The sequence below is a fragment of the Streptomyces sp. NPDC017676 genome, from assembly GCF_044329325.1.
In the GTDB taxonomy this organism is placed as follows: Bacteria; Actinomycetota; Actinomycetes; order Streptomycetales; family Streptomycetaceae; genus Streptomyces.
This window is the reverse complement of the sequence record NZ_JBIRJA010000006.1, coordinates 341,716-362,109: the sequence shown is the minus strand read 5'-3', so window position 1 is coordinate 362,109 and position 20,394 is coordinate 341,716. Positions and strand designations below refer to the sequence as shown.

Sequence of the window (20,394 nt, the reverse complement as noted above, 5' to 3'; positions counted from 1 at the left end):
GCTTGCGGTGTGTCGGCGGACGGACCGGACACGGCGCCCGTAATGTCCGGGTGGTCACGGTCCCGAACGAGTGACGGGAGCGATCGCGATGACGATCAAGGGCAGCGGGGCGACGGTGGTCGCACGGTGAGGCAGCGGCACATCTTCGGGACGGTGTTCACGCTCGAAGCCGTCATCGCGGGCGGCGTGTTCCTCGTCGTCCTCGCCGTGCTGGCCTGGTCGCTGCTGCGCCGGCGGGTCCGGACGGCCGAGCGGTCCGAGCGGCTCCGCGTGGAGGCCTTCTACGTCGCCGCCCTCGCCGCCTTCGCCGTCTTCCTGGTCGCCTGGACGGCCTGGCAGAACCACGAGGAGCACCCCGCGGCCGTCCCCAAGCCCCTGCGCGTCGACGTCACCGGTTTCCAGTGGTGCTGGGACTTCCGCTATCCGCAGTCCGCGGGCCACCGCCGGGTCACCGGCACCTGCAAGGGGAAGGACATGCCCACCCTCGTCGTCCCGACCGGCCGCAGCGTGCAGCTCCGGCTCACCTCACGGGACGTCATCCACTCCTTCTGGGTGCCCGGCCTGCGCTACAAGATGGACGCCTTCCCCGACCACGTGAACACCTTCACGCTCACCCTGGACCGCGCGGGCCGCTGGCGCGGCCGGTGCGCCGAGTTCTGCGGACAGCGGCACTGGACCATGGACTTCTGGATCAAGGCGGTCTCCCCGAAGGAGTACGACCGCTGGGCACACGGCGGAACGGCCACGGCATGACCCTCGCGCCGGACACCGCATCCCAGCGCGACGACGCCGGCCGGCCCGTCCCGCCCGGGAGCTGGCTCGGCTGGATCTCCACCACCGACCACAAGCGCATCGGCCTGCTCACCGTCGGTACCTCCCTGGTGCTCCTGCTGGTCGACGGCGTCTTCGCGCTGCTGATGCGCGCCCAGCTGGCCCAGCCCGAGGAGACCTTCCTCGCCTCCCACCTGTACAACCAGCTGTTCACCATGCACGGCTCAGGCATGATCTACACGGTCATGACGCCGTTCGCCATCGGCATGGGCGTCTACCTGGTGCCCCTCCAGATCGGCGCCCCCGGCATCGCGCTGCCCCGGCTCACCCTGCTCGGCTACTGGCTGTACGTGCTCGGCGCGCTCACCATGCTGGCCGGCTTCGCCACGCCCACCGGGGCGCACGCCGACGGCTGGTTCTCGTACCCGCCCATGGCCGACAGCGTGCACTCTCCGGGCACCGGGCCCGACCTGTGGATCGTGGGCGTCTGCCTCGCCGTGACCGGCAGCATCCTGATGGGCTGGGCGGTGCTGTGGACCGTCCTGCGTCGCCGCACCCGCGGCATGACCATGCTGCGCCTGCCCGTCTTCTGCTGGTCGATGATCGCCACCTGCCTGATGGTGATCGGTTCCTTCCCGGCGCTGCTCGCCGCGATGGTGCTGCTCGGGGTGGGCCGGGCCGACCCGGACGTCTTCGCGTCCAACGTCTGGAACATCGGCTACCAGCACATCTTCTGGTTCTACGGCCATCCGGTCGTGTACGTGATGTTCTTCCCGTACCTCGCGGCCGTCGCCGAGGTGCTGGCGGTGTTCTCCGGCCGCCGCTTCTTCGGCTACCGGGGCACCGCCTTGTCCCTGCTGGTGTTCGCCGCCCTGTCGATGAGCGTGTGGGGACACCACATGTTCGCCACCGGGCAGGCCGCCAACGACTACTACTCCCTGACCTCCATCGCCCTGCTGGTCCCCGCCGGTGTCGAGTACTTCGGCATGCTGGGCACGATCCTGGGCGGCCGGCTGCGGCTGCGCACCCCCATGCTGTTCGCGCTCGCCTTCATCCCGCAGTTCCTGATCGGCGGCCTCACCGGCATCATGGTCGGCACCCCGGTGATCGACTACCACGTCACCGACAGCTACTTCGTCGTGGCCCACCTGCACTACGTGCTGTTCGCGGGCAGCGCCTTCGGCCTGTTCGCCGCCGTCTACTACTGGTTCCCGAAGGTCACCGGCACCCTGCTGGACGAGCGCACGGGCCGCCTGCACTTCTGGCTGCTGGTCATCGGCACCAACCTCACCTTCCTGCCGATGTTCGCCCTCGGCTACCTCGGCATGCCGCGCCGGGTCGTCACCTACGCCACCTTCGACGGCTTCGGCCCGCTGAACCTGCTCGCCGGCATCGGCGCGGCCTTCCTCGCCGCGGGCATGACGGTGTTCGTCGTCAACGTCCTGTGGACGCTCCGCCGCCGCCACCTGGGCCGCGCGGAGCCGGCCGGTGACGACCCATGGGGGGGCCACACCCTGGAGTGGGCCACCACCTCGCCGCCGCCGCGCCTCAACTTCCCCGCGGACCGCCCGCTGCCGCCCGTGACCAGTTTCGCCCCGCTGCTGGACCGCAGAACAGGAGGGGGCACCGCGTGAAACGGCACCTGACCGCCGTACTCGTCGCCGGCTGGGGCGCGCTGAACGGCCTGCTCCTCGTCGTGCTGGCGGTCTACCGCGAGAACGTGATGACGTACTGGCTGTGGGGCGGCGTCGTCCTCGTGCTGGAACTGTTCGCCCTCGCCGTCCTGGCGTCCTCCCGCGCGAGGACCGACCAGCACGTCCGCTACCGGGTGCCCGACCGGGGCGCGGGCGGCGTGCTCCCCGGCGCGATCGGCCTGCTGCTGGTCGGGCTCTGCCTGGTCTACGGCTACTGGCTGCTCGTCGTGGCCGTGCCGCTGCTGATGCTGTCCGTCGCCCTCGCGGTGCGCGGCACGACGGCGCGGGAGGAGTGAGGCCCCATGGAGCACTCGGCGCACGCGTCCGTCGCGGTGATGGCCTGGTCCGCCGTCCTCGTCGCCGCGGTGGTCCCATCGGCCGTCCGGTGCCTGCGGCACTCCCCGCTCTGGGAGCGGATCAGCGTGCCCGCCGCAGTGGCCCTGCCCCTGCTGGTCCTCACGCACGCCTGGGCCGTCCTCGGCGACGCGGCGGGCATCGCACCGCCCGGCGGAGCGCGGGTCACCGAACCCGCCCTGCTCGCGACCGCGGTCCTGTTCTGGCTGCCGGCCGTCGCGCGCACCCGGCACCGGCTGGACGACCCGGGCCGCTGCGTGTACCTGTTCCTCGCCGCGCCGCTGCTCGACCTTCCGGCGGTCGGCATGGTCGCCGCCGGCCACACCGCGGCCGGGCTCGCCATGATCGTGGGGATGCTGCCGGTCGGTGTCGCGGCCGCGGCGGTCACCTGGTCGTGGGTGAGCCGCGAGGAACGCGAGGCCCTGGCCGACCAGGCCGCCCACCTGACAGGAGGCGATCGAGTTGCCCGGTGACGGACGTCCCCGCGTCCTCGTGTTCGACGTCAACGAGACGCTCACCGACCTGTCCCCGCTCGCGGCCCGGATGGCGGAGACCGGGCTGCCGGAGCAGTCGCTGCCGGCCTGGTTCGCCGGTGTGCTGCGGGACGGGATCGCCCTGAGCCTGGCCGGGGGCCACGCCCCCTTCGGCGACGTGGCCCGCGACGTGCTGCGGACGCTCGCGGCCTCGGAGCGGGGGGTGGCCGACCCCGAGGCGGCGGCGGACCACGTCCTCGCCGCGCTGCCCCGGCTGCCCCTCCACCCGGACGTCCCCGACGGCGTCCGGGCCCTGCGCGCCGCCGGGTACCGCCTGGTGACCCTGACCAACGGCTCCGCCGGCACCACCCGCGCGGTTCTCGACCGGGGAGGACTGACCGACTGCTTCGAGACGCACCTCGACGTGGAGGCGGTGGGCCGCTGGAAGCCCGCCCGGGAGGCGTACGCCCATGCCGTGGAGGCCGCGGGTGTGCCGGCCGACGAGGTGGTGCTGGTGTCGGTGCACCCCTGGGACATCGACGGCGCGGCCCGGGCCGGCCTCGCCACGGCCTGGCTGCGCCGCTCCCCCCAGCCCTACCCGGCCTCACAGCTCCCCGCGGCCATCGAGGCCACCAGCCTGCCCGATCTCGCCGAACGGCTCGGCGCCGAGGGCCAGCTGATCGACGCCGAGGGCATCGGCTAGGCCGCGCCCGCGCACCGGAGCTCGCGCCACAGGGCACGAGCGGCGGGACCCACCCTGCCCAGGGCCGGTGGCAGGGCGGTGGGTTGCCGATGATCACGCCGGGCGGGACGACGTCGGTCGGGCTCGCTGCGGGATGCCGCTGATCGTCCGGCGGAGCGTTCGGCGGGCCGTTGCGGTGCGGCCGGCTGTTGCGGTGCGGTCGGCTGTCGGTCAGTGGGTCCGGCGTCATCAGGGGGGCGGTGGTGTCGGGCGGAGCGTTCGGCGGGTCGTTGCGGCGCGGGCCGTTGGGGGCCGGACCCCGTGGCGGACCGGCGGCGTGGCCCCGGTGGGCCGTCGGCGCGTGGGTACCGGGTGCGGCGCGCGGTCACGGCTCCGCATCCGGCACGCCCTCAGTCCTCCCGCGCCCGGAGCCTCTCCCGCTGCGGGACGATCGTGTAGCGGGGATCCTCCGCTGAGGCCACCCCGGCGTGGAAGACGCCGAAACGCAGTGCCGCCGACCCGGTGAGGAGGGCCGCTCCCGCCGCAACGGCCAGTCGGCGGTCCCGCACCCGGGCCGAGAGCAGCGCCAGGGCGGCTCCGCCCGCCGTCAGGGCCTCCGAGGCGCGCAGCAGCCGATGCGGCTTTCCCTGCTCGAAGGGCTCCGAAGCCAGCCCCATGCGCCGCTTCATCACCTGGAAGGCGCCCAGTTCCAGCACGGCGCCCAGCGCCGCCATCCGCCGGGCCGGCCCGGCCTGGGCGGTGGGCGCCGCGACCAGGGCGAGGCCGGCGGCCGACGTGGCCGCCGACCCCGCGAACACGAACGGCAGCTGCCGGTAGCCCTCGTGCCAGGACGGCACCGCCGTGTCGGAGAGCAGCACCGCGGTGTACGTCGCCACGGCCGGCCCCAGTACGGCGGCTCCCGCCGTGGCGGCGGCGCCCGCCATCCGGTACCTGCCCGCCACCTCGGTCGCCGCGGCCGCCAGCGTCAGCGGCGCGTACCCGCTCAGGATCCAGGAGCCGACGCTCATCGGTGAGGTGGGCTTGAACACCCGGAGCATGTTCAGGAACCGGGCCGGGCGCCCCAGGTCGTGCACCAGTGCCGCCAGCGACAGCGTGATGGCGCCGGCCGATCCCAGCTTGGCCACCCGGCCGAGTCCCGGCCGACCGGTGGCCCCGGCTCCCGCCGCCAGCAGGGAGGAGGCTCCCGCCAGCCCGCCCAGGTACAGATACCCGGCGATGTCCAGCGGCTTCCAGGTCGGCTTGTTGAGGACGGGCTTGCCGTAGTACGACGAGAACTCGGCGTCCGGCACCATCGGCTGCTCGCCCCGACCGCGCCGGCGCCGGCGGCGCCCCGCGTGCACCCCCGTCGGCGCCTCCCGGTCGGGCCGCGCGTGCCGCACACCGTCCCGTGTCACATCGGATTCGCTCATCGCGGCCTCCGTACGAAGCTGCCGGCGGCGAGTGCGATCAGCGAGACGGCGGCCAGCGCCGCGTGCCGCCACATGTCGGGCAGGTCCCGGGTGGTGACCACCGGGTCCGGTGGCAGGCCGTACACCTCCGGCTCGTCCAGCAGCAGGAAGAACGCGCCGTCGCCGCCGACCCCGTCGTCCGGGCTCTCGCCGTACAGGCGGGCGTCGGTGACGCCGGCCGCGTGCAGCTGCGCCACCCGGGCCTGCGCGCGCTCCCGCAGCTCCTCCAGCGAGCCGAACTGGATCGAGTCCGTCGGGCACGATTTCGCGCAGGCCGGTTCCATGCCGACGCCGAGGCGGTCGTAGCACAGCGTGCACTTCCACACCCGGCCGTCGTCCTTGCGCTGGTCGATCACGCCGTAGGGGCAGGCGGGCACGCAGTAGCCGCACCCGTTGCAGATGTCCTCCTGGACGACGACCGTGCCGAACTCGGTGCGGAACAGCGAACCCGTGGGGCACACGTCCAGGCAGGCGGCGTGCGTGCAGTGCTTGCACACGTCGGACGCCATCAGCCAGCGCAACTCCGTCCGGCCGTCGGGGGAGACGGGCGAGATCTCCCCGGCGGGCGCGCCGCCGGGAGCCCGGTCCGGCGGGGGAGCGGTGGCGCCGGGCCCCGGGGAGGCGGCGTCGGTGCCGAGCCGGGACGCGGCGGCGAAGACGTCGACGGCGCCGTGGTCGCCGGGGTCGTCGTGCGCTACCCCCGGTTCCTGCCCGGCGAGCGGCTTGCGCTGCTCGATGAAGGCCACGTGCCGCCAGGTGTCGGCGCCGAGGCCCTGCGTGTTGTCGTAGGACATGCCGGTCAGCAGGAGTCCGTCCGCCGGGACGGCGTTCCACTCCTTGCACGCCACCTCGCAGGCCTTGCAGCCGATGCACACCGAGGTGTCGGTGAAGAAGCCCATCCGCGGCGGGGCGTCCCGATAACCGGACGCGCCGGCCACGTCCGGCTGCGGCCCGTACAGGAGGTTCCCGTGGCCCTCAGCGCCGTCGCTCATGCGGTGCCTCCTCGCTCCTCACTCGTCCCCCTGTCCGGTTGCCTCGCCCGGCGCGGCCCGTACGACCTCGATCCGGCGCTTCTCCCAGGCGGTGGCCGGCATCTCCACGCTCTTGCCGAAGTACCAGCGGCTGAGGGCGTTGCGCAGCCGGTGCCGGTGGAACCAGCGCCAGGCCTCCGTGCCCTCGGCACGCGGCCGGGGTGTGTCGCGCACGAGGATGCGGTAGGCCTCCTCGCGGGACAGCAGCGTGTGCGCCTCCTCGTAGCCGCCGTCGGCCGTGCGCCGCACCTCGCCGGTCGTCCCACCGTCCAGGATCCGCCTCCGGTCGGCGGCCTGCAGCCCCAGGCAGGCCCGCTTGGTGAGGTGGTAGGTCAGGAAGGGCATCAGGAACAGCCCGGTCCGCAGCATCCGGGTCAGGAGCTCCACCGGCAGGTTGAACAGGTACGCCACCACGTCCTGTCCGCCCGCCAGCAGCAGCACGGCGTACCCGGACACGGCGGCCGCGCCCAGGGCGGTCCGCGTGGGCTGGTTGCGCGGCCGGTCGCACAGGTGCTGCTCGGGCCGCGGGCCGGTGAGCCAGCGCTCGAAGAACGGATAGGCGTACAGGACCAGGAAGAGCACCGCCGGCAGCAGCACGCCCGGCAGGAGCACGTCCCACACGATCGTGTGCCCGGCGAAGTCCGTCTCCCAGCCCGGCATCAGCCGCAGCGCGCCCTCCAGATAGCCCACGTACCAGTCGGGCTGGGCGTCCAGCGAGACGTGGTCGGCGCGGTACGGGCCGAAGCTCCACACCGGGTTGATCTGGAACAGCGCCGCCATCGCCGCCAGCACACCCGCCAGGATGAAGAACAGGCCCATGGACTTCGCCGTGTACTGCGGCACCAGGGGCTTGCCGATCGCGTTGCGGTTGGTGCGGCCGGGCTTCGCCCACTGGGTGTGCTTGTGGTACACGACGAACGTCAGGTGCGCCGCGACGAGCGCCAGCAGCAGGCCGGGCACCAGCAGGATGTGGGTCACGTAGAGCCGGGGGATGATCTCGTGCCCGGGGAACTGGCCGCCGAAGACGAGGAACGACAGGTACGTGCCGATGACGGGGATCGACAGCACGATGCCCTGCGAGGTGCGCAGACCGGTGCCGGACAGCAGGTCGTCGGGGAGCGAGTAGCCGCAGAACCCCTCCAGCAGGGAGAGCAGGAACAGCGTCACCCCGATGGTCCAGTTCACCTCCCGGGGCCGCCGGAACGCCCCGGTGAAGAAGATCCGCAGCAGGTGGACGCCGATCGCCGCGACGAACACCAGCGCCGCCCAGTGGTGCAGCTGCCGGATCAGCAGTCCCCCGCGCACGTCGAAGCTGATGTGGAGCACCGACGCGTACGCCTCGCTGGTGAGGGTGCCGCGCAGCGGCAGGTAGGAGCCGGTGTACGGCCGTTCCGTCATGCCGGGGTGGAAGAAGAACGTCAGCCACACGCCCGTCAGCACCAGCAGGACCAGGCTGTACAGCGCCAGTTCGCCCAGCAGGAACGACCAGTGGTCGGGGAACGCCTTGCGCAGGAACTCCTTGCCGGCGGACGCGACCGGCAGCCGCCGGTCCAGCGCGGTCGCCAACCGCTCGCCCCGCCCCACCTGCCGGGCCGGCCGCTGCTCCTCGGACACCGCCACCGCGTGCTCGCCCTCCGCCCCGTGCTGGAACCCTCACTCTCGGTGCTCCGCTCCGAGCCTGGCACGAGTGCCCCCGCTCCGCTCGCCCGAAACGGTCCGGCCGGAGTGCGCGGCCTCGTTTGCGCGGGTCGGCACGCGGCTACCCGGTGGGCCGGACGAGTGGGGCGCCGTGCTGCAAGGAGGCCTTCGTGGTGAACGTGTCCGAGCTGGTCGCCGCCCGGCTGCGGCACCTGGGCGTGGACCGGGTGTACGGAACACCGGGACTCGCGGTGGACCCGCTGATCGGCGCCCTGCGCGGCGCACCCGAGGCCCCCGGCTTCCTACAGGCGCGCGGCGAGGAGTCCGCCGCGCTCATGGCCTGTGCGCAGGCCAAGCTCACCGGCGGCCTCGGCTGCTGTGCCGCCCCCTCCGGGGCGGGGGTGCTGCGGCTGCTGGGCGGACTGTACGACGCGGCGGCCGACCGGGTGCCGGTCCTGGCCCTCGTCGGGGCGGACCCGGCGCCGCGGGGCCCCGCCGGCCGGGCGGTGCGCCATCTGGCGGAGGTCTCCGTGTACTGCGAGGAGGTGTCCGCCCCCGAGCTCGCGGGTGACGCCCTGCGGCGGGCAGCCCTGGCCGCGGTCACCGACCGCGGCGTGGCGAGCCTCGTCGTGCCCCGTGGGGTCCTCGCGGCGGACGCGCCCGGGGAACCGCCCGGCGAGGACGGCGCCGTCACGCCGGTGCCCCAGGCCCGGCAGCCCGCGGCTGACGACGTCCGCCGCGCCGCGGAGGCCCTCTCCGGCGCCGGCAGGCTCGCGATCGTCCTCGGCAACGCCGGCCGGGCGGCCGGCGGACCCGCGACCCGTGTGGCGCAGCTCCTCGGCGCCGGCGTCGCGACCACGGCCCTGGCCCGGGACGCACTGCCGGACGACCTGCCGTACCTCACCGGCGTGGCGGGTCCGCTCGGCAGCGAGGCCGCCGCGGCGCTGCTGCGGGAGTGCGACACGCTCCTGCTCGTCGGCGCCGAGGACCTGGACCCGGCCCTGCTGCCCGGCCCCCACGGGTGCCGGATCGTCACGGTGGACCGGGAGCCGGGCGACGGCCCCCTCGGCGGCGACGTGGCGGCCGTCCGCGTGAACGGCGATGCCGAGGCCTGTCTGGAAGCGGTGCTGCCGCTGCTGCGCCGGGCCCCGCAGGGCGGCTGGCGCACCCGGGTCGAACGGCTGGTGCGGGACTGGCGGGCCGAAGGCGAGGCCAGGTCGAGCCGCTACTTCGGTACGTCCGTGAATCCGCGGTCGGTCGTCGCGGAGCTGTCCGGGCGGCTGCCCGACCGGTCCGTCGTCGTGACCGACTCGGGAACGGCGCTGGACTGGTGGACGCGCCACCTGAGGTTGCGGGGCGGCATGCGCTCACTGCTGTCCGGACAGCTCGGTATGCCCGGCGCGGCGGTCCCCTACGCCGTGGCCGCCCGGTTCGCCGCCCCCGACCGGCCGGTGATCGCCCTCGTCGGTGACGGCGCCTTCCAGAGCGGCGGCCTCAACGAACTGGTCACGGTCCGCCGCCATCTGGACCGGCTGGCGGAGCTGCCGCCGCTGGTGTTCTGCGTCTTCAACAACGGCGACCTGAACCGGCTCACCTGGCAGCGCCGCGCCGCCGACGGCGACCCGCTGGTGCCGCCCTCCGCCGAGGTCCCCGCACTGCCGTACGCCGAGCTGGCCCGCCTGGCCGGGCTGCCCGCCGTACGCTGCGACCGGCCGCGGTTCGTCGGGTCCGTCTGGGCCGACGTACTCGCCGGGCGCGGGCCGGTGCTGCTGGAGTTCGTGGTGGACGGCGAGACCCCGCCGGACTGGGCGGTGGCCGTGGACGCCGCCCGGAATTCCGGTCGCGGCGGGCCCCGCAATCCCTTGGCGAAACTCTTTCGGGTACCCGGGTGACAGCACCTCACACCTGTTGCCGTGAGTGAAATTCGGCGGCTTCCGGAGGTTGGCCGGTTCCTTTGTCCGCACCCGCGAAGGTGGGTTAGCCTGCGGCGTATTTTTCTCATCATGCAAATCCGTGAACTGCGGAAATGCACACACCACCGGCCGGGCCGCGCTGTGCTCCCGGCCGCGGTTCCGAGCCCCCGCCGCGGGGGCTCTTGGGGAGCGGATCGAGGGTGCGCATGGCCGGCAAGGCGACCGGGACGACCGAGGCTGTCCCGGGTGACCACGAACTGAGAATGCTGCTCGCGGGACTGACCGCGGTGCGCGACGGGGACTTCGGCACCCGGCTGCCGGACGACTCCACCGGGCTCATGGGCGACATCGCCACCGTCTTCAACGGCATGGTCGACCAGCTGTCCGTGTTCACCTCCGAAGTCACCCGGGTGGCCCGCGAGGTGGGAACCGAGGGCACCCTCGGCGGACAGGCGCAGGTGCCGGGCGTCTCCGGCACCTGGGCCGACCTCACCGACTCCGTCAACGCGATGGCGGGCAACCTCACCACGCAGGTGCGCGACATCGCCCAGGTCGCCACCGCCGTCGCCAAGGGCGACCTGTCCCAGAAGATCGACGTGCCCGCACGCGGCGAGATCCTCCAGCTGAAGGAAACCGTCAACACGATGGTGGACCAGCTCTCGGCGTTCGCGGACGAGGTCACCCGGGTGGCCCGCGAGGTCGGCACCGAGGGCCGGCTGGGCGGGCAGGCCCAGGTCCCCGGGGTCGCCGGGGTCTGGCGGGACCTTACGGACTCGGTCAATTTCATGGCCGGGAACCTGACGGCGCAGGTGCGCAACGTGGCCCAGGTGACGACCGCGGTGGCGCAGGGTGATCTGTCGCAGAAGATCACGGTGGACGCGCGGGGCGAGATCCTGGAGCTGAAGAGCACCATCAACACGATGGTGGACCAGCTCTCCGCGTTCGCCGACGAGGTGACCCGGGTGGCCCGTGAGGTGGGCACGGAGGGCCGGCTCGGCGGGCAGGCGGACGTCAAGGGCGTCAAGGGCACCTGGCGGGACCTTACGGACTCGGTCAACTTCATGGCCGGGAACCTGACGGCGCAGGTGCGCAACGTGGCCCAGGTGGCCACCGCGGTGGCGCAGGGTGATCTGTCGCAGAAGATCACGGTGGACGCGCGGGGCGAGATCCTGGAGCTGAAGAACACCATCAACACGATGGTGGACCAGCTCTCCGCGTTCGCCGACGAGGTCACGCGCGTGGCCCGCGAGGTGGGCACGGAGGGCCGGCTCGGCGGGCAGGCCCAGGTGCGCGGGGTCGCCGGCACCTGGAAGGACCTCACCGACAACGTCAACGTGATGGCCTCCAACCTCACCGGCCAGGTCCGCTCCATCGCCCAGGTCGCCACCGCCGTCGCCAAGGGCGATCTCTCCCAGAAGATCACCGTCGAGGCCAAGGGCGAGGTCGCCGCCCTCGCCGATGTGATCAACACCATGGTCGACACCCTGTCGGCGTTCGCCGACGAGGTCACGCGCGTGGCCCGCGAGGTGGGTACCGAGGGCCGGCTCGGCGGGCAGGCGCACGTGCCCCATGTGGCCGGCACCTGGAAGGACCTCACCGACAACGTCAACTCCATGGCCAACAACCTCACCGGCCAGGTCCGCAACATCGCGCTGGTGACCACCGCCGTGGCCAAGGGCGATCTGTCGAAGAAGATCGACGTCGACGCCCGCGGCGAGATCCTCGAACTGAAGACCACCATCAACACGATGGTCGACCAGCTCTCCGCCTTCGCCGACGAGGTGACCCGAGTCGCCCGCGAGGTCGGCACCGAGGGCCGGCTCGGCGGACAGGCCGAGGTCGAGGGCGTCTCCGGCACCTGGAAGCGGCTCACCGAGAACGTCAACGAACTGGCCGGCAACCTCACCCGGCAGGTTCGCGCCATCGCCGACGTCGCCAGCGCCGTCGCCGAGGGCGACCTGACCCGCTCCATCACCGTCGACGCCTCCGGTGAGGTCGCCGACCTGAAGGACAACATCAACTCCATGGTGGAGTCCCTGCGCGAGACCACCCGGGCCAACCAGGAACAGGACTGGCTCAAGACCAACCTCGCCCGGATCTCCGGCCTCATGCAGGGCCACCGCGACCTGCCCGTCGTCGCCGAGCTCATCATGGACGAGCTGGTGCCGCAGGTGTCCGCCCAGTACGGCGCCTTCTACCTCGCCGAGGAGCACGACTCCGGGCCCGAGCTGCGGCTCGTCGGCTCCTACGGCCGGCCCGAGGACGACACCCGCCCCGTCCGCATCGCGTTCGGCCGCTCCCTGGTCGGCCAGGCCGCGCGCAGCCGCCGTACCATCGCCGTGGACGAACTGCCGCCCGGATACGTCACCATCTCCTCCGGGCTCGGACAGATCGAGCCCACCGCGCTGTTGCTGCTGCCGATCGTCTTCGAGGAGCAGGTCCTCGGCGTCATCGAGCTGGCCGCCGTCACCCCGTTCACCGCCGTCCAGCGGGACTTCCTCCAGCAGCTCGTGGACACCATCGGGGTCAACGTCAACACCATCGTCGCCAACGCCCGCACCGACGAACTGCTCCAGGAGTCGCAGCGGCTCACCAGTGAACTGCAGTCCCGCTCGGCCGAGTTGCAGGCCCGGCAGGAGGAACTCCAGCGCTCCAACGCCGAACTGGAGGAGAAGGCCTCGCTGCTGGCGGAGCAGAACCGGGACATCGAGGCGAAGAACCTCCAGATCGAACAGGCCCGGCAGGAACTGGAGGCGCGCGCCCAGCAGCTCTCGCTCGCCTCCAAGTACAAGTCCGAGTTCCTCGCGAACATGAGCCACGAGCTGCGCACCCCGCTCAACAGCCTGCTCATCCTCGCCCAGTTGCTGGCCCAGAACCCCTCCCGCAACCTCACCCCGAAGCAGGTCGAGTACGCGGGCATCATCCACTCGGCCGGCTCCGACCTGCTCCAGCTCATCAACGACATCCTGGACCTGTCCAAGGTCGAGGCCGGCAAGATGGACGTCAGCCCCGAACTGGTCCCGCTGCGGCAGCTCATCGACTACGTCGAGGCCACCTTCCGCCCGATGACCTCCCAGAAGAGCCTGGACTTCACCGTCACCACGGCCCCCGGCGCCCCCGCCGACCTGCTCACCGACGACTCCCGGCTCCGCCAGATCCTGCGCAACCTGCTCTCCAACGCGGTGAAGTTCACCGAGCAGGGCGGTGTCGAACTGCGCGTCGAACCCGTCGGCGACGACGAGGTGCCCGCCGGCGTCGTACGCGGCGGCGCGGTCGTCGCCTTCCGGGTGAAGGACACCGGCATCGGCATCCCCGAACAGCAACTGGAGACCATCTTCGGCGCGTTCCAGCAGGCGGACGGCACCACGAGCCGCAAGTACGGCGGCACCGGGCTCGGTCTGTCCATCACCCGGGAGATCGCCCACCTGCTCGGCGGCGCCGTCACCGTGGACAGCACCCCCGGCAAGGGCAGCACCTTCACCCTCTTCCTGCCCGTGGCCCGGCCGGACTTCGACGAACTCCTGCGCAGCGGCCGCTCCCTCCCGAAGGCCGGGCAGGAGAGCACGGACGAGCCGGACGGTCCCGTCCAGCAGCGGCCGCCGGTCCTCGCGCGGCGGGAACGGCCACGCCGTCTGCTCGTCGTCGAGGAGCGCCCGCGCGGGCTGCTGACGCTCGTCGCCGAGAGTGTGGTCCGGGATCTGGAGACCGGCCGCACCGACGGCGACGGCACACCCGTCGACATCATCACCGCGGTCGGCGCCCAGGAAGCGGCCGGTGCCCTCGCCGCCGAACCCTGCCACTGCGTCGTCGTGGACCTGGGCGTGCCCGACGGGGAGTCGGCCCGGTTCCTGGAGGCGCTGCGCGCCGACTCGGCCCTGACCGGCGTCCCGGTGCTGGTGCACGGCTCGCACCGCACCGAGCCCCTCGCCGAGGACACCGCCGGCGGTTCGCTGGAGTACCTGTTCAGCCTGGACGAGCTGCGCGAACGGATCGCGCTGCACCTGTCCGCCGAGGAGCCCGGCGAGGTGCTCACCCTGGTCCGCGGGGACGAGACCCAGCACACCGCGCCCCACCTGATCGACGAGCACACCCGTGGCCGTACCGTCCTCGTCGTCGACGACGACGCCCGGAACCTGTTCGCGCTCAGCGGCATCCTCGAACTGCACGGCTTCCGTGTCCTGCACGCGGAGAACGGCCGCAAGGGCATCGAGACGCTGCTGCACAACCCGGACGTCGAACTCGTCCTCATGGACGTGATGATGCCCGAGATGGACGGCTACACCGCCACGGCCGAGATCCGCAAGATGCCGCAGTACGCCGACCTGCCGGTGATCGCCGTGACCGCCAAGGCCATGCAGGGCGACCGGGAGAAGAGCCTCGCCTCCGGCGCCAGCGACTACGTCACGAAGCCGGTCGACACCCATGACCTCATCGCCTGTGTCCGGCGCTGGCTCCCCGCATGAGCACGGCCATGAGCACGGCACAGCGCGCCCGCCCCACCGCAGGCCGAGGAGTACCGATCCGGTGAACGCGTACGAACCGGGCACGCCGGCAGGTGTGCCCGCCCAGCTCCCCGCCGCCGACGCGGAGTCGTCCGACGTACCCGCCACCTCCCCGGTCGGCCGGCTCGCTGCCACCGTGGAGCGGCTGCGCCGCGAGGTACAGGTGGCGCAGGCCGAGGCGGAGGGCCGGGCGCTGATCGAACTGGCCAAGGGCATCCTGGTCGAACGCCTCGGCTGCGGCCCCGCCCAGGCCGCCCGCCAGCTCGCCGAACTCACCGAGCAGGCGCAGATGACCCCGCTGGAGTTCGCGGTCGAGGTCATCAACCAGGCGGCCCGGGACCGCGTCGCGGAGGTCACCGAGGCGTTCCTGTCCGTCGCCGCGGACCCCTCCGGGCCCGTCGCCGAGTCCGCCGCCGTACGGCTGCGCGCCGCCGAGAGCGGTCTCCTGGCCGCCCACGACACCCAGGCGATGGCCGACTCGCTGCTCGACCACGCCCTGCGCCCGCTGGGCGCGGTCGCCGTCGCCATCTGGTCGGCCGGCTCCGACGGCTCGCTGACCCTCGCGGGCAGCGCCGGTTTCCCGCCGGGCGAGGCGGCCCGCTGGCACTACGTCCCGCCCGACGTGGCCACCGTGGCCCGGCGGGGTCTGACCGAGCCCGACGGGCAGTGGCTGCCGTCGCTCGCCGGGTCCGGGCTGCCCACGATCGGCCGCCGCGAGTACGCCGACGGCGCCCGGATCGCCGTACCCGCCGGGGCGGGCGGCCGGATCCACGGCGTCCTGGAGATCGCCTGGCCCAAGCCGGAGGAACCGCTGCCGCGCCCCGTCGTCCGGCAGGTGGAGGCCCTCGCCGAGCTGTGCGCGCACTCCTTGGAGAGCTTCGTGCCGCCGCCCGGCACCGGACCGGAACCCGGGCTGCTGCCCGACGTGGTCGAGCTGATGGACCTGGCCGACGGGCTGCACGACCCGGCCCTGGTGCTCGTGCCGCACCTCGACGGCACCGGACAGCTGGTCGACTTCCGCATCCAGCACGTCAACAGCCGCTTCCTGGACCCGGCGGGCCGGCCCCGGGCGGTCGTGGGCGGCGCCCTGCTGCTGGAGGCCTACCCGATGGCCGCCGGCGACAGCGAGCTGTTCCAGCGGGTGGAGCGGGTCTACGCCACCGGCGAGCCGTTCCGCGCCCGCCGGATGCGGCTGACCGCCCTGGTCGACCAGGTGCCGCTGTCCGCCGTCGCCGACATCAGCATCAGCCGGCACGGCTCCGGCGTGCTGCTGATCTGGCGCATCGAGGACGAGACCGCGCGACTGGCCAGCCTGCTCCAGCACGCCCAGCGGCTCGGCCGGATCGGCGGTTTCGAGGAGAACCTGCTCACCGGCGAGATCACCTGGAACGGCCAGCTGTTCACCCTGTACGGCCGCCCGCCCACGAGCCCCCCGGTCGCGCTCCAGGACCTGCCGGCCCACGCCCACCCCGACGACGCCGTCATCCTCGGCCGCTTCCTGCGCACCGTGCTGCACCACCGCAGGCCCGCCTCCGCCGCGTTCCGGCTGCTGCGCCCGGACGGCGTGACCCGGCACATCCGGGTGGTCGCCGAACCCGTCCTCGACACCGGCGGCCAGCTCTTCGGCGTCCGCGGCGCCTACCAGGACATCTCCGCCCAGCACTGGACGGAGGTCGCCCTCGCGGCCACGCGCGACCAGCTGGCCCACACCGAACAGCAGGCCGTGGAGCGCAACCGCCTCACGCTCCAGCTCCAGCACGCCATCATGCCCCCGGCCCAGGCCCCGCTGCGGGTGCCCGGCCTCCAGGTGGCGGTGCGTTACCGGCCGGCCGAGACCGAGCACCTGGTCGGTGGCGACTGGTACGACGCCGTGGTGCTGCCCTCCGGACTGGTCCTGCTGTGCGTCGGCGACGTCGCCGGGCACGGCATCGAGGCGGCGACCAGCATGGTCGTCCTGCGCAACGCGCTGCGCGGCCTCGCGGTGACCGGCGCCGGGCCGGCGCAGCTGCTGTCCTGGCTGAACATCGTCGCCCACCATCTGACCGGTGCCGTCACCGCGACCGCCGTGTGCGCCCTGTACGACGGCGAGCGGCGGACCCTGCGCTGGGCGCGGGCGGGCCATCTGCCGCCGGTGCTGGTACGGGAGGCGGACGCCACCGCGCTGCCCCCGGTCAAGGGACTGCTGCTGGGTGCCGTCCCGGAGGCGCGCTACGAGGAGACGGAGGTGCAGCTGGCCGCCGGGGACACCCTGCTGATGTACACCGACGGCCTGATCGAGCGCCGGGACCGCTCGGTGGAGGAGTCGCTGTCGCATCTGCTGGACACGGCGCGCGCGGCGCCCAGCACCCTGGACCAGCAACTGGACCGGCTGCTGACCTACAGCAGGTCGGACACCGACGACGACACCTGCATCGTCGGCATCAGGGTCGCCTGATGCCGACGGCCGGTCCGCCGGCCGACGAGGTGGTGCTGGTGTCGGTGCACCCGGCCGGTCAGCCGGCGGCCGCCGGGCCGAGCGGCACCGTCGCGGTGACCCGCTTGCCGTGGGACAGCCAGGTCACCTCCAGACCGCGGGAGACCATCGCCACGAGGTGCAGACCGTGGCCGCCGACCCGCCGGGGGTCGGGCGGACGCCGCCGCGGCGGCTCCTCGGAGGTGTCCGTGACGGAGATGCGCAGCGCGGTGGCGTCGGGCAGCAGCTCCAGGCGCAGCGCGCACGGGCCGGGCGCGTGCTTGGCCGCGTTGGTGACGAGTTCGCTGACGACGAGCTGGGCATCCTGCAGCGGGCGGCGCCCGGGGGTGAGCCGCGCCCGCGCCAGCAGGGCCGCGACGGCGTCTCTGGCCTCGGCGATGCTGGAGACGCCGGTGTCCCAGGTGCGGCTGTAGCGCAGGGGCGCGGCGCGGTCCTGCGTCGTCGCGTGGGTCCTGAGCGGGATGTCCATACCTCGTTGCCCTTTTCCTCTGGGGTCAGGGGCCCTTCCTGTGCACAGGGGGGTCGTTGCCGTCCCTGCTCGGTTACCCGCTGGGCCGCCGGTCAAGGGGACGTCCCCGAGGAATCCTCCGGATGCTCACGAACGCCTGCTGAGGGGCGGCGGGAGCGGCGCGGGCACACAGCGGAGCGGGCCCGGGGACCCGCTGGCACGGGATCTCCGGGCCCGCTCCGAGGCCGGATCGTTCCTTCGGTCCGCTCAGTGCTTGAAGACGTCCTTGATCTTCTCCTTGGCCTGCCGGGCGTCGCCCTCGGCGCCCTTCATGCGGCCCTCGGCCTCCACGCTCTCGTTGCCGACGGCGCGGCCCGCGGCCTCCTTGACCTTGCCCTTGGCCTGCTCCGCCTTGGCCTTGGCCTTCTGATTGCCGGCCATCACGTGTCACATCCCCACATCGACGTGGTCTCTGGTCGCCATCCGACTTGCCGCTCCGCCGCCGTCCAAACCATGGTGCGGGTCAGCGTTGGCCGCGCTGCCGCACGACGTGCCGTACGACGAACGCCGCGAGGAGGACGGCGAAGGCGATGACGACGTAGAGCTGGTAGCGCCGGATCTCGTCGTAGATCGCGGTGATGTGGTTGCCCGCGAGGTAGGCCAGGGTCGTCCACAGACCGACCCACAGGGCCGCGCCGAGGGCGTTGAAGGCGAGGAAGCGGCGCCAGTGCATGCCGGTCGTGCCCGCGATGACGCCGTTGGCCTGGCGCAGGCCCTCGATGAACCGGGCCACCGTCACGATCTTGCCGCCGTGCCGGGTGAAGAACGCCTCGGCGGCCTCGAACCGCTTGGGCGTCAGGAAGACGTACTTGCCCCACCGGTGCACGAAGGGCCGCCCGCCGACCCTGCCGATCAGGTAGCCGAGGTTGTCGCCGGCGACGGCCGCGACGAACGCGATGACCGCCACGGCCACGACGTTCAGCCGCCCCGTGCCCGCGTACACCCCCGCCGCGAGCAGGATGGTCTCGCCGGGCGCGGGGACGCCGAAGTCCTCGACGAAGACCACCGCTCCCACGGCCCAGTAGCCGTAGTGACCGAGCAGCGGCTCCAGCTGGGCCAGCGGTCCCGGAAGCGGAGGCGACATGCCTCCACGGTACGTCGGTGCGGCCGCGCGGTGATCAGGGCCGGCCGACCGAGGCTTCCTGGTCCTGCTGGTCGCGTTCGTCCCGCTGGTCCTGTGCGGCGGCGTCCGGGCCGGCCTCGGCCCGTGGTGCCGTGCGCCGGTCCCGGCGGCCGGTCAGGCGCCGGGCGAGCGGTTCGGTGTACCGGGCGGTCAGCGGGCCGAGCACGACCAGGAGCAGCACGTAGGCGGTGGCCAGCGGGCCGAGGTCGGAGTCGATGCCGGAGGTGACGGCGAGTCCCGCGATGACGATGGAGAACTCGCCGCGGGCGACCAGGGTGCCGCCGGCCCGCCACCGGCCCCGGGCCGAGATGCCCGCGCGGCGGGCCGCCCAGTAGCCGGTGGCGATCTTGGTGAGGGAGGTGACGACGGCCAGGGCGAGGGCGGGCAGCAGCACCGGCGGGATGCTCGCCGGATCGGTGTGCAGCCCGAAGAAGACGAAGAACACCGCCGCGAACAGGTCCCGCAGCGGGGCGAGGAGGTTGTGTGCACCCTCGGCGACCTCCCCGGACAGGGCGATGCCGACCAGGAACGCGCCGACGGCCGCCGAGACCTGGAGCTGCTGGGCGACGCCGGCCACCACCAGCGTCAGCCCGAGCACCACCAGCAGCAGCTTCTCGGGGTCGTCGGTGGAGACGAACCGGGAGATGTGCCGGCCGTAGCGGACCGCCACCAGCAGCACCAGGCCCGCCACGCCGAGCGCGACGGCCAGCGTGACGCTGCCGGCCGCGAAACCGGTCCCGGCCAGCAGGGCCGTGACCACGGGCAGGTAGACCGCCATGGACAGGTCCTCCAGCACCAGGATGCTGAGGATCACCGGCGTCTCCCGGTTGCCGATCCGGCCGAGGTCGCCGAGGACCTTGGCGATGACACCGGAGGAGGAGATCCAGGTGATGCCGGCCAGGACGACGGCGGCGATCGGGCCCCAGCCCAGCAGCAGGGCCATGGCGGCGCCGGGCAGGGCGTTGAGGGCGGCGTCGACGATCCCGGCCGGGTACTGGGTCTTCAGGTTGGAGACCAGATCGCCGGCGGTGTATTCGAGCCCCAGCATGAGCAGCAGCAGGACGACGCCGATCTCGGCGCCGATCGCGACGAACTCCTCGCTGGTGCCGAGCGGCAGCAGACCGCCCTCACCGAAGGCGAGCCCGGCCAGCAGGTACAGCGGGATGGGTGAGAACCGCAGGCGGGCGGCGAGCCGGCCCAGCAGCCCGAGGCCCAGGATGATCGCGCCGAACTCGATCAGGAAGACCGCGGAGGAGTGCATCCGGATCACTCCCGCCCGAGTATCGTGGCGGCGGCGTCGACGCCCTCGCGGGTGCCGATGACGATCAGCGTGTCCCCGCCGGCCAGCCGGAAGCCGGGGCCGGGGGAGGGGATCGCCTCGGCGCGGCGCAGGACGGCCACGATCGACACGCCGGTGTCGGTGCGCATCCGGGTCTCGCCGAGCAGCCGTCCGTTCCAGTGCGAGGTCCCGGACAGCTCGATCCGCTCGGCCACCAGGCCCAGCTCGGTGGTGGAGAGCAGCGTGGCGCTGTGATGGGTCGGCTTCAGCGCGTCCACCAGCGCTTCCGCCTCCTGCCCGGTGAGATGGACCGACAGGGCACAGGCGTCCGGATCGTCGCGCCGGTAGGCGCTGAGCGTGCGCGAACCGTCCCGGTGGGCCACCACCGACAGGTGGCGGTGTTCGCGTGTCGTCAGGTCGTACCGGACGCCGATTCCCGGCAACGGTGTCCTGCTGGTGCGTGCGGCGCTCATGGCTGCCCCCC

General features: G+C 73.0%; 16 protein-coding genes. 8 read left to right on the top strand and 8 right to left on the bottom strand.

The genetic code is table 11. From position 1 onward, the window contains the following. Positions 1 to 126 precede the first annotated feature (126 nt). The 5 genes from coxB to ACH4LD_RS15830 are packed head-to-tail and all read left to right on the top strand — an operon-like array spanning position 127 to position 3,995. Entirely contained in the window at positions 127 to 753 is a 627-nt protein-coding gene (coxB, locus tag ACH4LD_RS15850) for a cytochrome c oxidase subunit II (RefSeq protein ID WP_398055273.1), read from the top strand. Continuing rightward, on the top strand, positions 750 to 2,405 hold the full coding sequence (locus tag ACH4LD_RS15845; protein WP_398055272.1) for a cbb3-type cytochrome c oxidase subunit I: 1,656 nt from the start codon (positions 750 to 752) through the stop codon (positions 2,403 to 2,405). The genes coxB and ACH4LD_RS15845 overlap by 4 nt, the downstream gene beginning before the upstream one ends. Continuing rightward, positions 2,402 to 2,761: a hypothetical protein gene (locus ACH4LD_RS15840; protein ID WP_398055271.1), complete on the top strand. Its 360-nt coding sequence runs from the start codon at positions 2,402 to 2,404 to the stop codon at positions 2,759 to 2,761. Before ACH4LD_RS15845 ends, ACH4LD_RS15840 begins: the two co-directional genes overlap by 4 nt. Positions 2,762 to 2,767: 6 nt before the next feature. Beyond that, entirely contained in the window at positions 2,768 to 3,292 is a 525-nt protein-coding gene (locus ACH4LD_RS15835; RefSeq protein ID WP_398055270.1) for a hypothetical protein, read from the top strand. Then, a complete protein-coding gene (locus ACH4LD_RS15830; RefSeq protein WP_398055269.1) occupies positions 3,282 to 3,995 on the top strand; it encodes a haloacid dehalogenase type II in 714 nt (237 codons plus the stop codon). The genes ACH4LD_RS15835 and ACH4LD_RS15830 overlap by 11 nt, the downstream gene beginning before the upstream one ends. Positions 3,996 to 4,384: 389 nt before the next feature. Here the strand turns inward: ACH4LD_RS15830 and nrfD are convergent, their stop codons facing one another. The 3 genes from nrfD to ACH4LD_RS15815 are packed head-to-tail and all read right to left on the bottom strand — an operon-like array spanning position 4,385 to position 8,088. After that, a complete protein-coding gene (gene nrfD, locus ACH4LD_RS15825; protein WP_398055268.1) occupies positions 4,385 to 5,404 on the bottom strand; it encodes an NrfD/PsrC family molybdoenzyme membrane anchor subunit in 1,020 nt (339 codons plus the stop codon). Beyond that, on the bottom strand, positions 5,401 to 6,435 hold the full coding sequence (locus tag ACH4LD_RS15820; RefSeq protein ID WP_398055267.1) for a 4Fe-4S dicluster domain-containing protein: 1,035 nt from the start codon (positions 6,433 to 6,435) through the stop codon (positions 5,401 to 5,403). The genes nrfD and ACH4LD_RS15820 overlap by 4 nt, the downstream gene beginning before the upstream one ends. 18 nt (positions 6,436 to 6,453) lie before the next feature. After that, positions 6,454 to 8,088, bottom strand: a complete 1,635-nt coding sequence (locus tag ACH4LD_RS15815) for a cytochrome bc complex cytochrome b subunit (RefSeq protein WP_398055266.1) — start codon at positions 8,086 to 8,088, stop codon at positions 6,454 to 6,456. A 194-nt stretch (positions 8,089 to 8,282) separates the two neighbouring features. Between ACH4LD_RS15815 and ACH4LD_RS15810 the strand changes: the two genes are divergently transcribed. The 3 genes from ACH4LD_RS15810 (at position 8,283) to ACH4LD_RS15800 (ending at position 16,961) form a co-directional block, all read left to right on the top strand. Next, complete coding sequence (locus tag ACH4LD_RS15810) at positions 8,283 to 10,004, top strand: thiamine pyrophosphate-binding protein (protein WP_398055265.1); 1,722 nt, start codon at positions 8,283 to 8,285, stop codon at positions 10,002 to 10,004. A 227-nt stretch (positions 10,005 to 10,231) separates the two neighbouring features. After that, positions 10,232 to 14,488, top strand: a complete 4,257-nt coding sequence (locus ACH4LD_RS15805) for a HAMP domain-containing protein (protein WP_398055264.1) — start codon at positions 10,232 to 10,234, stop codon at positions 14,486 to 14,488. 61 nt (positions 14,489 to 14,549) lie between these two features. Continuing rightward, complete coding sequence (locus tag ACH4LD_RS15800) at positions 14,550 to 16,961, top strand: SpoIIE family protein phosphatase (protein WP_398055263.1); 2,412 nt, start codon at positions 14,550 to 14,552, stop codon at positions 16,959 to 16,961. 58 nt (positions 16,962 to 17,019) lie between these two features. On the opposite strand, the gene ACH4LD_RS15795 is transcribed toward ACH4LD_RS15800, so the two are convergent. The 5 genes from ACH4LD_RS15795 to ACH4LD_RS15775 all read right to left on the bottom strand — a co-directional run bounded on the left by ACH4LD_RS15795 (position 17,020) and on the right by ACH4LD_RS15775 (position 20,383). Then, positions 17,020 to 17,469: an ATP-binding protein gene (locus tag ACH4LD_RS15795; protein WP_398055262.1), complete on the bottom strand. Its 450-nt coding sequence runs from the start codon at positions 17,467 to 17,469 to the stop codon at positions 17,020 to 17,022. A gap of 246 nt (positions 17,470 to 17,715) precedes the next feature. Next, positions 17,716 to 17,889, bottom strand: a complete 174-nt coding sequence (locus ACH4LD_RS15790) for a CsbD family protein (RefSeq protein WP_103817884.1) — start codon at positions 17,887 to 17,889, stop codon at positions 17,716 to 17,718. A gap of 82 nt (positions 17,890 to 17,971) precedes the next feature. After that, entirely contained in the window at positions 17,972 to 18,592 is a 621-nt protein-coding gene (locus ACH4LD_RS15785; protein WP_398055261.1) for a DedA family protein, read from the bottom strand. A 34-nt stretch (positions 18,593 to 18,626) separates the two neighbouring features. After that, positions 18,627 to 19,892: a cation:proton antiporter gene (locus ACH4LD_RS15780; RefSeq protein WP_398055260.1), complete on the bottom strand. Its 1,266-nt coding sequence runs from the start codon at positions 19,890 to 19,892 to the stop codon at positions 18,627 to 18,629. Between the two features lie 5 nt (positions 19,893 to 19,897). Next, entirely contained in the window at positions 19,898 to 20,383 is a 486-nt protein-coding gene (locus ACH4LD_RS15775) for a cation:proton antiporter regulatory subunit (protein WP_398055259.1), read from the bottom strand. Positions 20,384 to 20,394 lie beyond the last annotated feature (11 nt).

Bases quoted from the DNA above. Each gene is read 5' to 3' on its own strand.
- ACH4LD_RS15845 (WP_398055272.1), top strand. From the start codon at position 750: ATGACCCTCGCGCCGGACACCGCATCCCAGCGCGACGACGCCGGCCGG.
- ACH4LD_RS15835 (WP_398055270.1), top strand. From the start codon at position 2,768: ATGGAGCACTCGGCGCACGCGTCCGTCGCGGTGATGGCCTGGTCCGCC.
- nrfD (WP_398055268.1), bottom strand. From the start codon at position 5,404: ATGAGCGAATCCGATGTGACACGGGACGGTGTGCGGCACGCGCGGCCC.
- ACH4LD_RS15820 (WP_398055267.1), bottom strand. From the start codon at position 6,435: ATGAGCGACGGCGCTGAGGGCCACGGGAACCTCCTGTACGGGCCGCAG.
- ACH4LD_RS15805 (WP_398055264.1), top strand. From the start codon at position 10,232: ATGGCCGGCAAGGCGACCGGGACGACCGAGGCTGTCCCGGGTGACCAC.
- ACH4LD_RS15795 (WP_398055262.1), bottom strand. From the start codon at position 17,469: ATGGACATCCCGCTCAGGACCCACGCGACGACGCAGGACCGCGCCGCG.
- ACH4LD_RS15790 (WP_103817884.1), bottom strand. From the start codon at position 17,889: ATGGCCGGCAATCAGAAGGCCAAGGCCAAGGCGGAGCAGGCCAAGGGC.
- ACH4LD_RS15785 (WP_398055261.1), bottom strand. From the start codon at position 18,592: ATGTCGCCTCCGCTTCCGGGACCGCTGGCCCAGCTGGAGCCGCTGCTC.
- ACH4LD_RS15780 (WP_398055260.1), bottom strand. From the start codon at position 19,892: ATGCACTCCTCCGCGGTCTTCCTGATCGAGTTCGGCGCGATCATCCTG.
- ACH4LD_RS15775 (WP_398055259.1), bottom strand. From the start codon at position 20,383: ATGAGCGCCGCACGCACCAGCAGGACACCGTTGCCGGGAATCGGCGTC.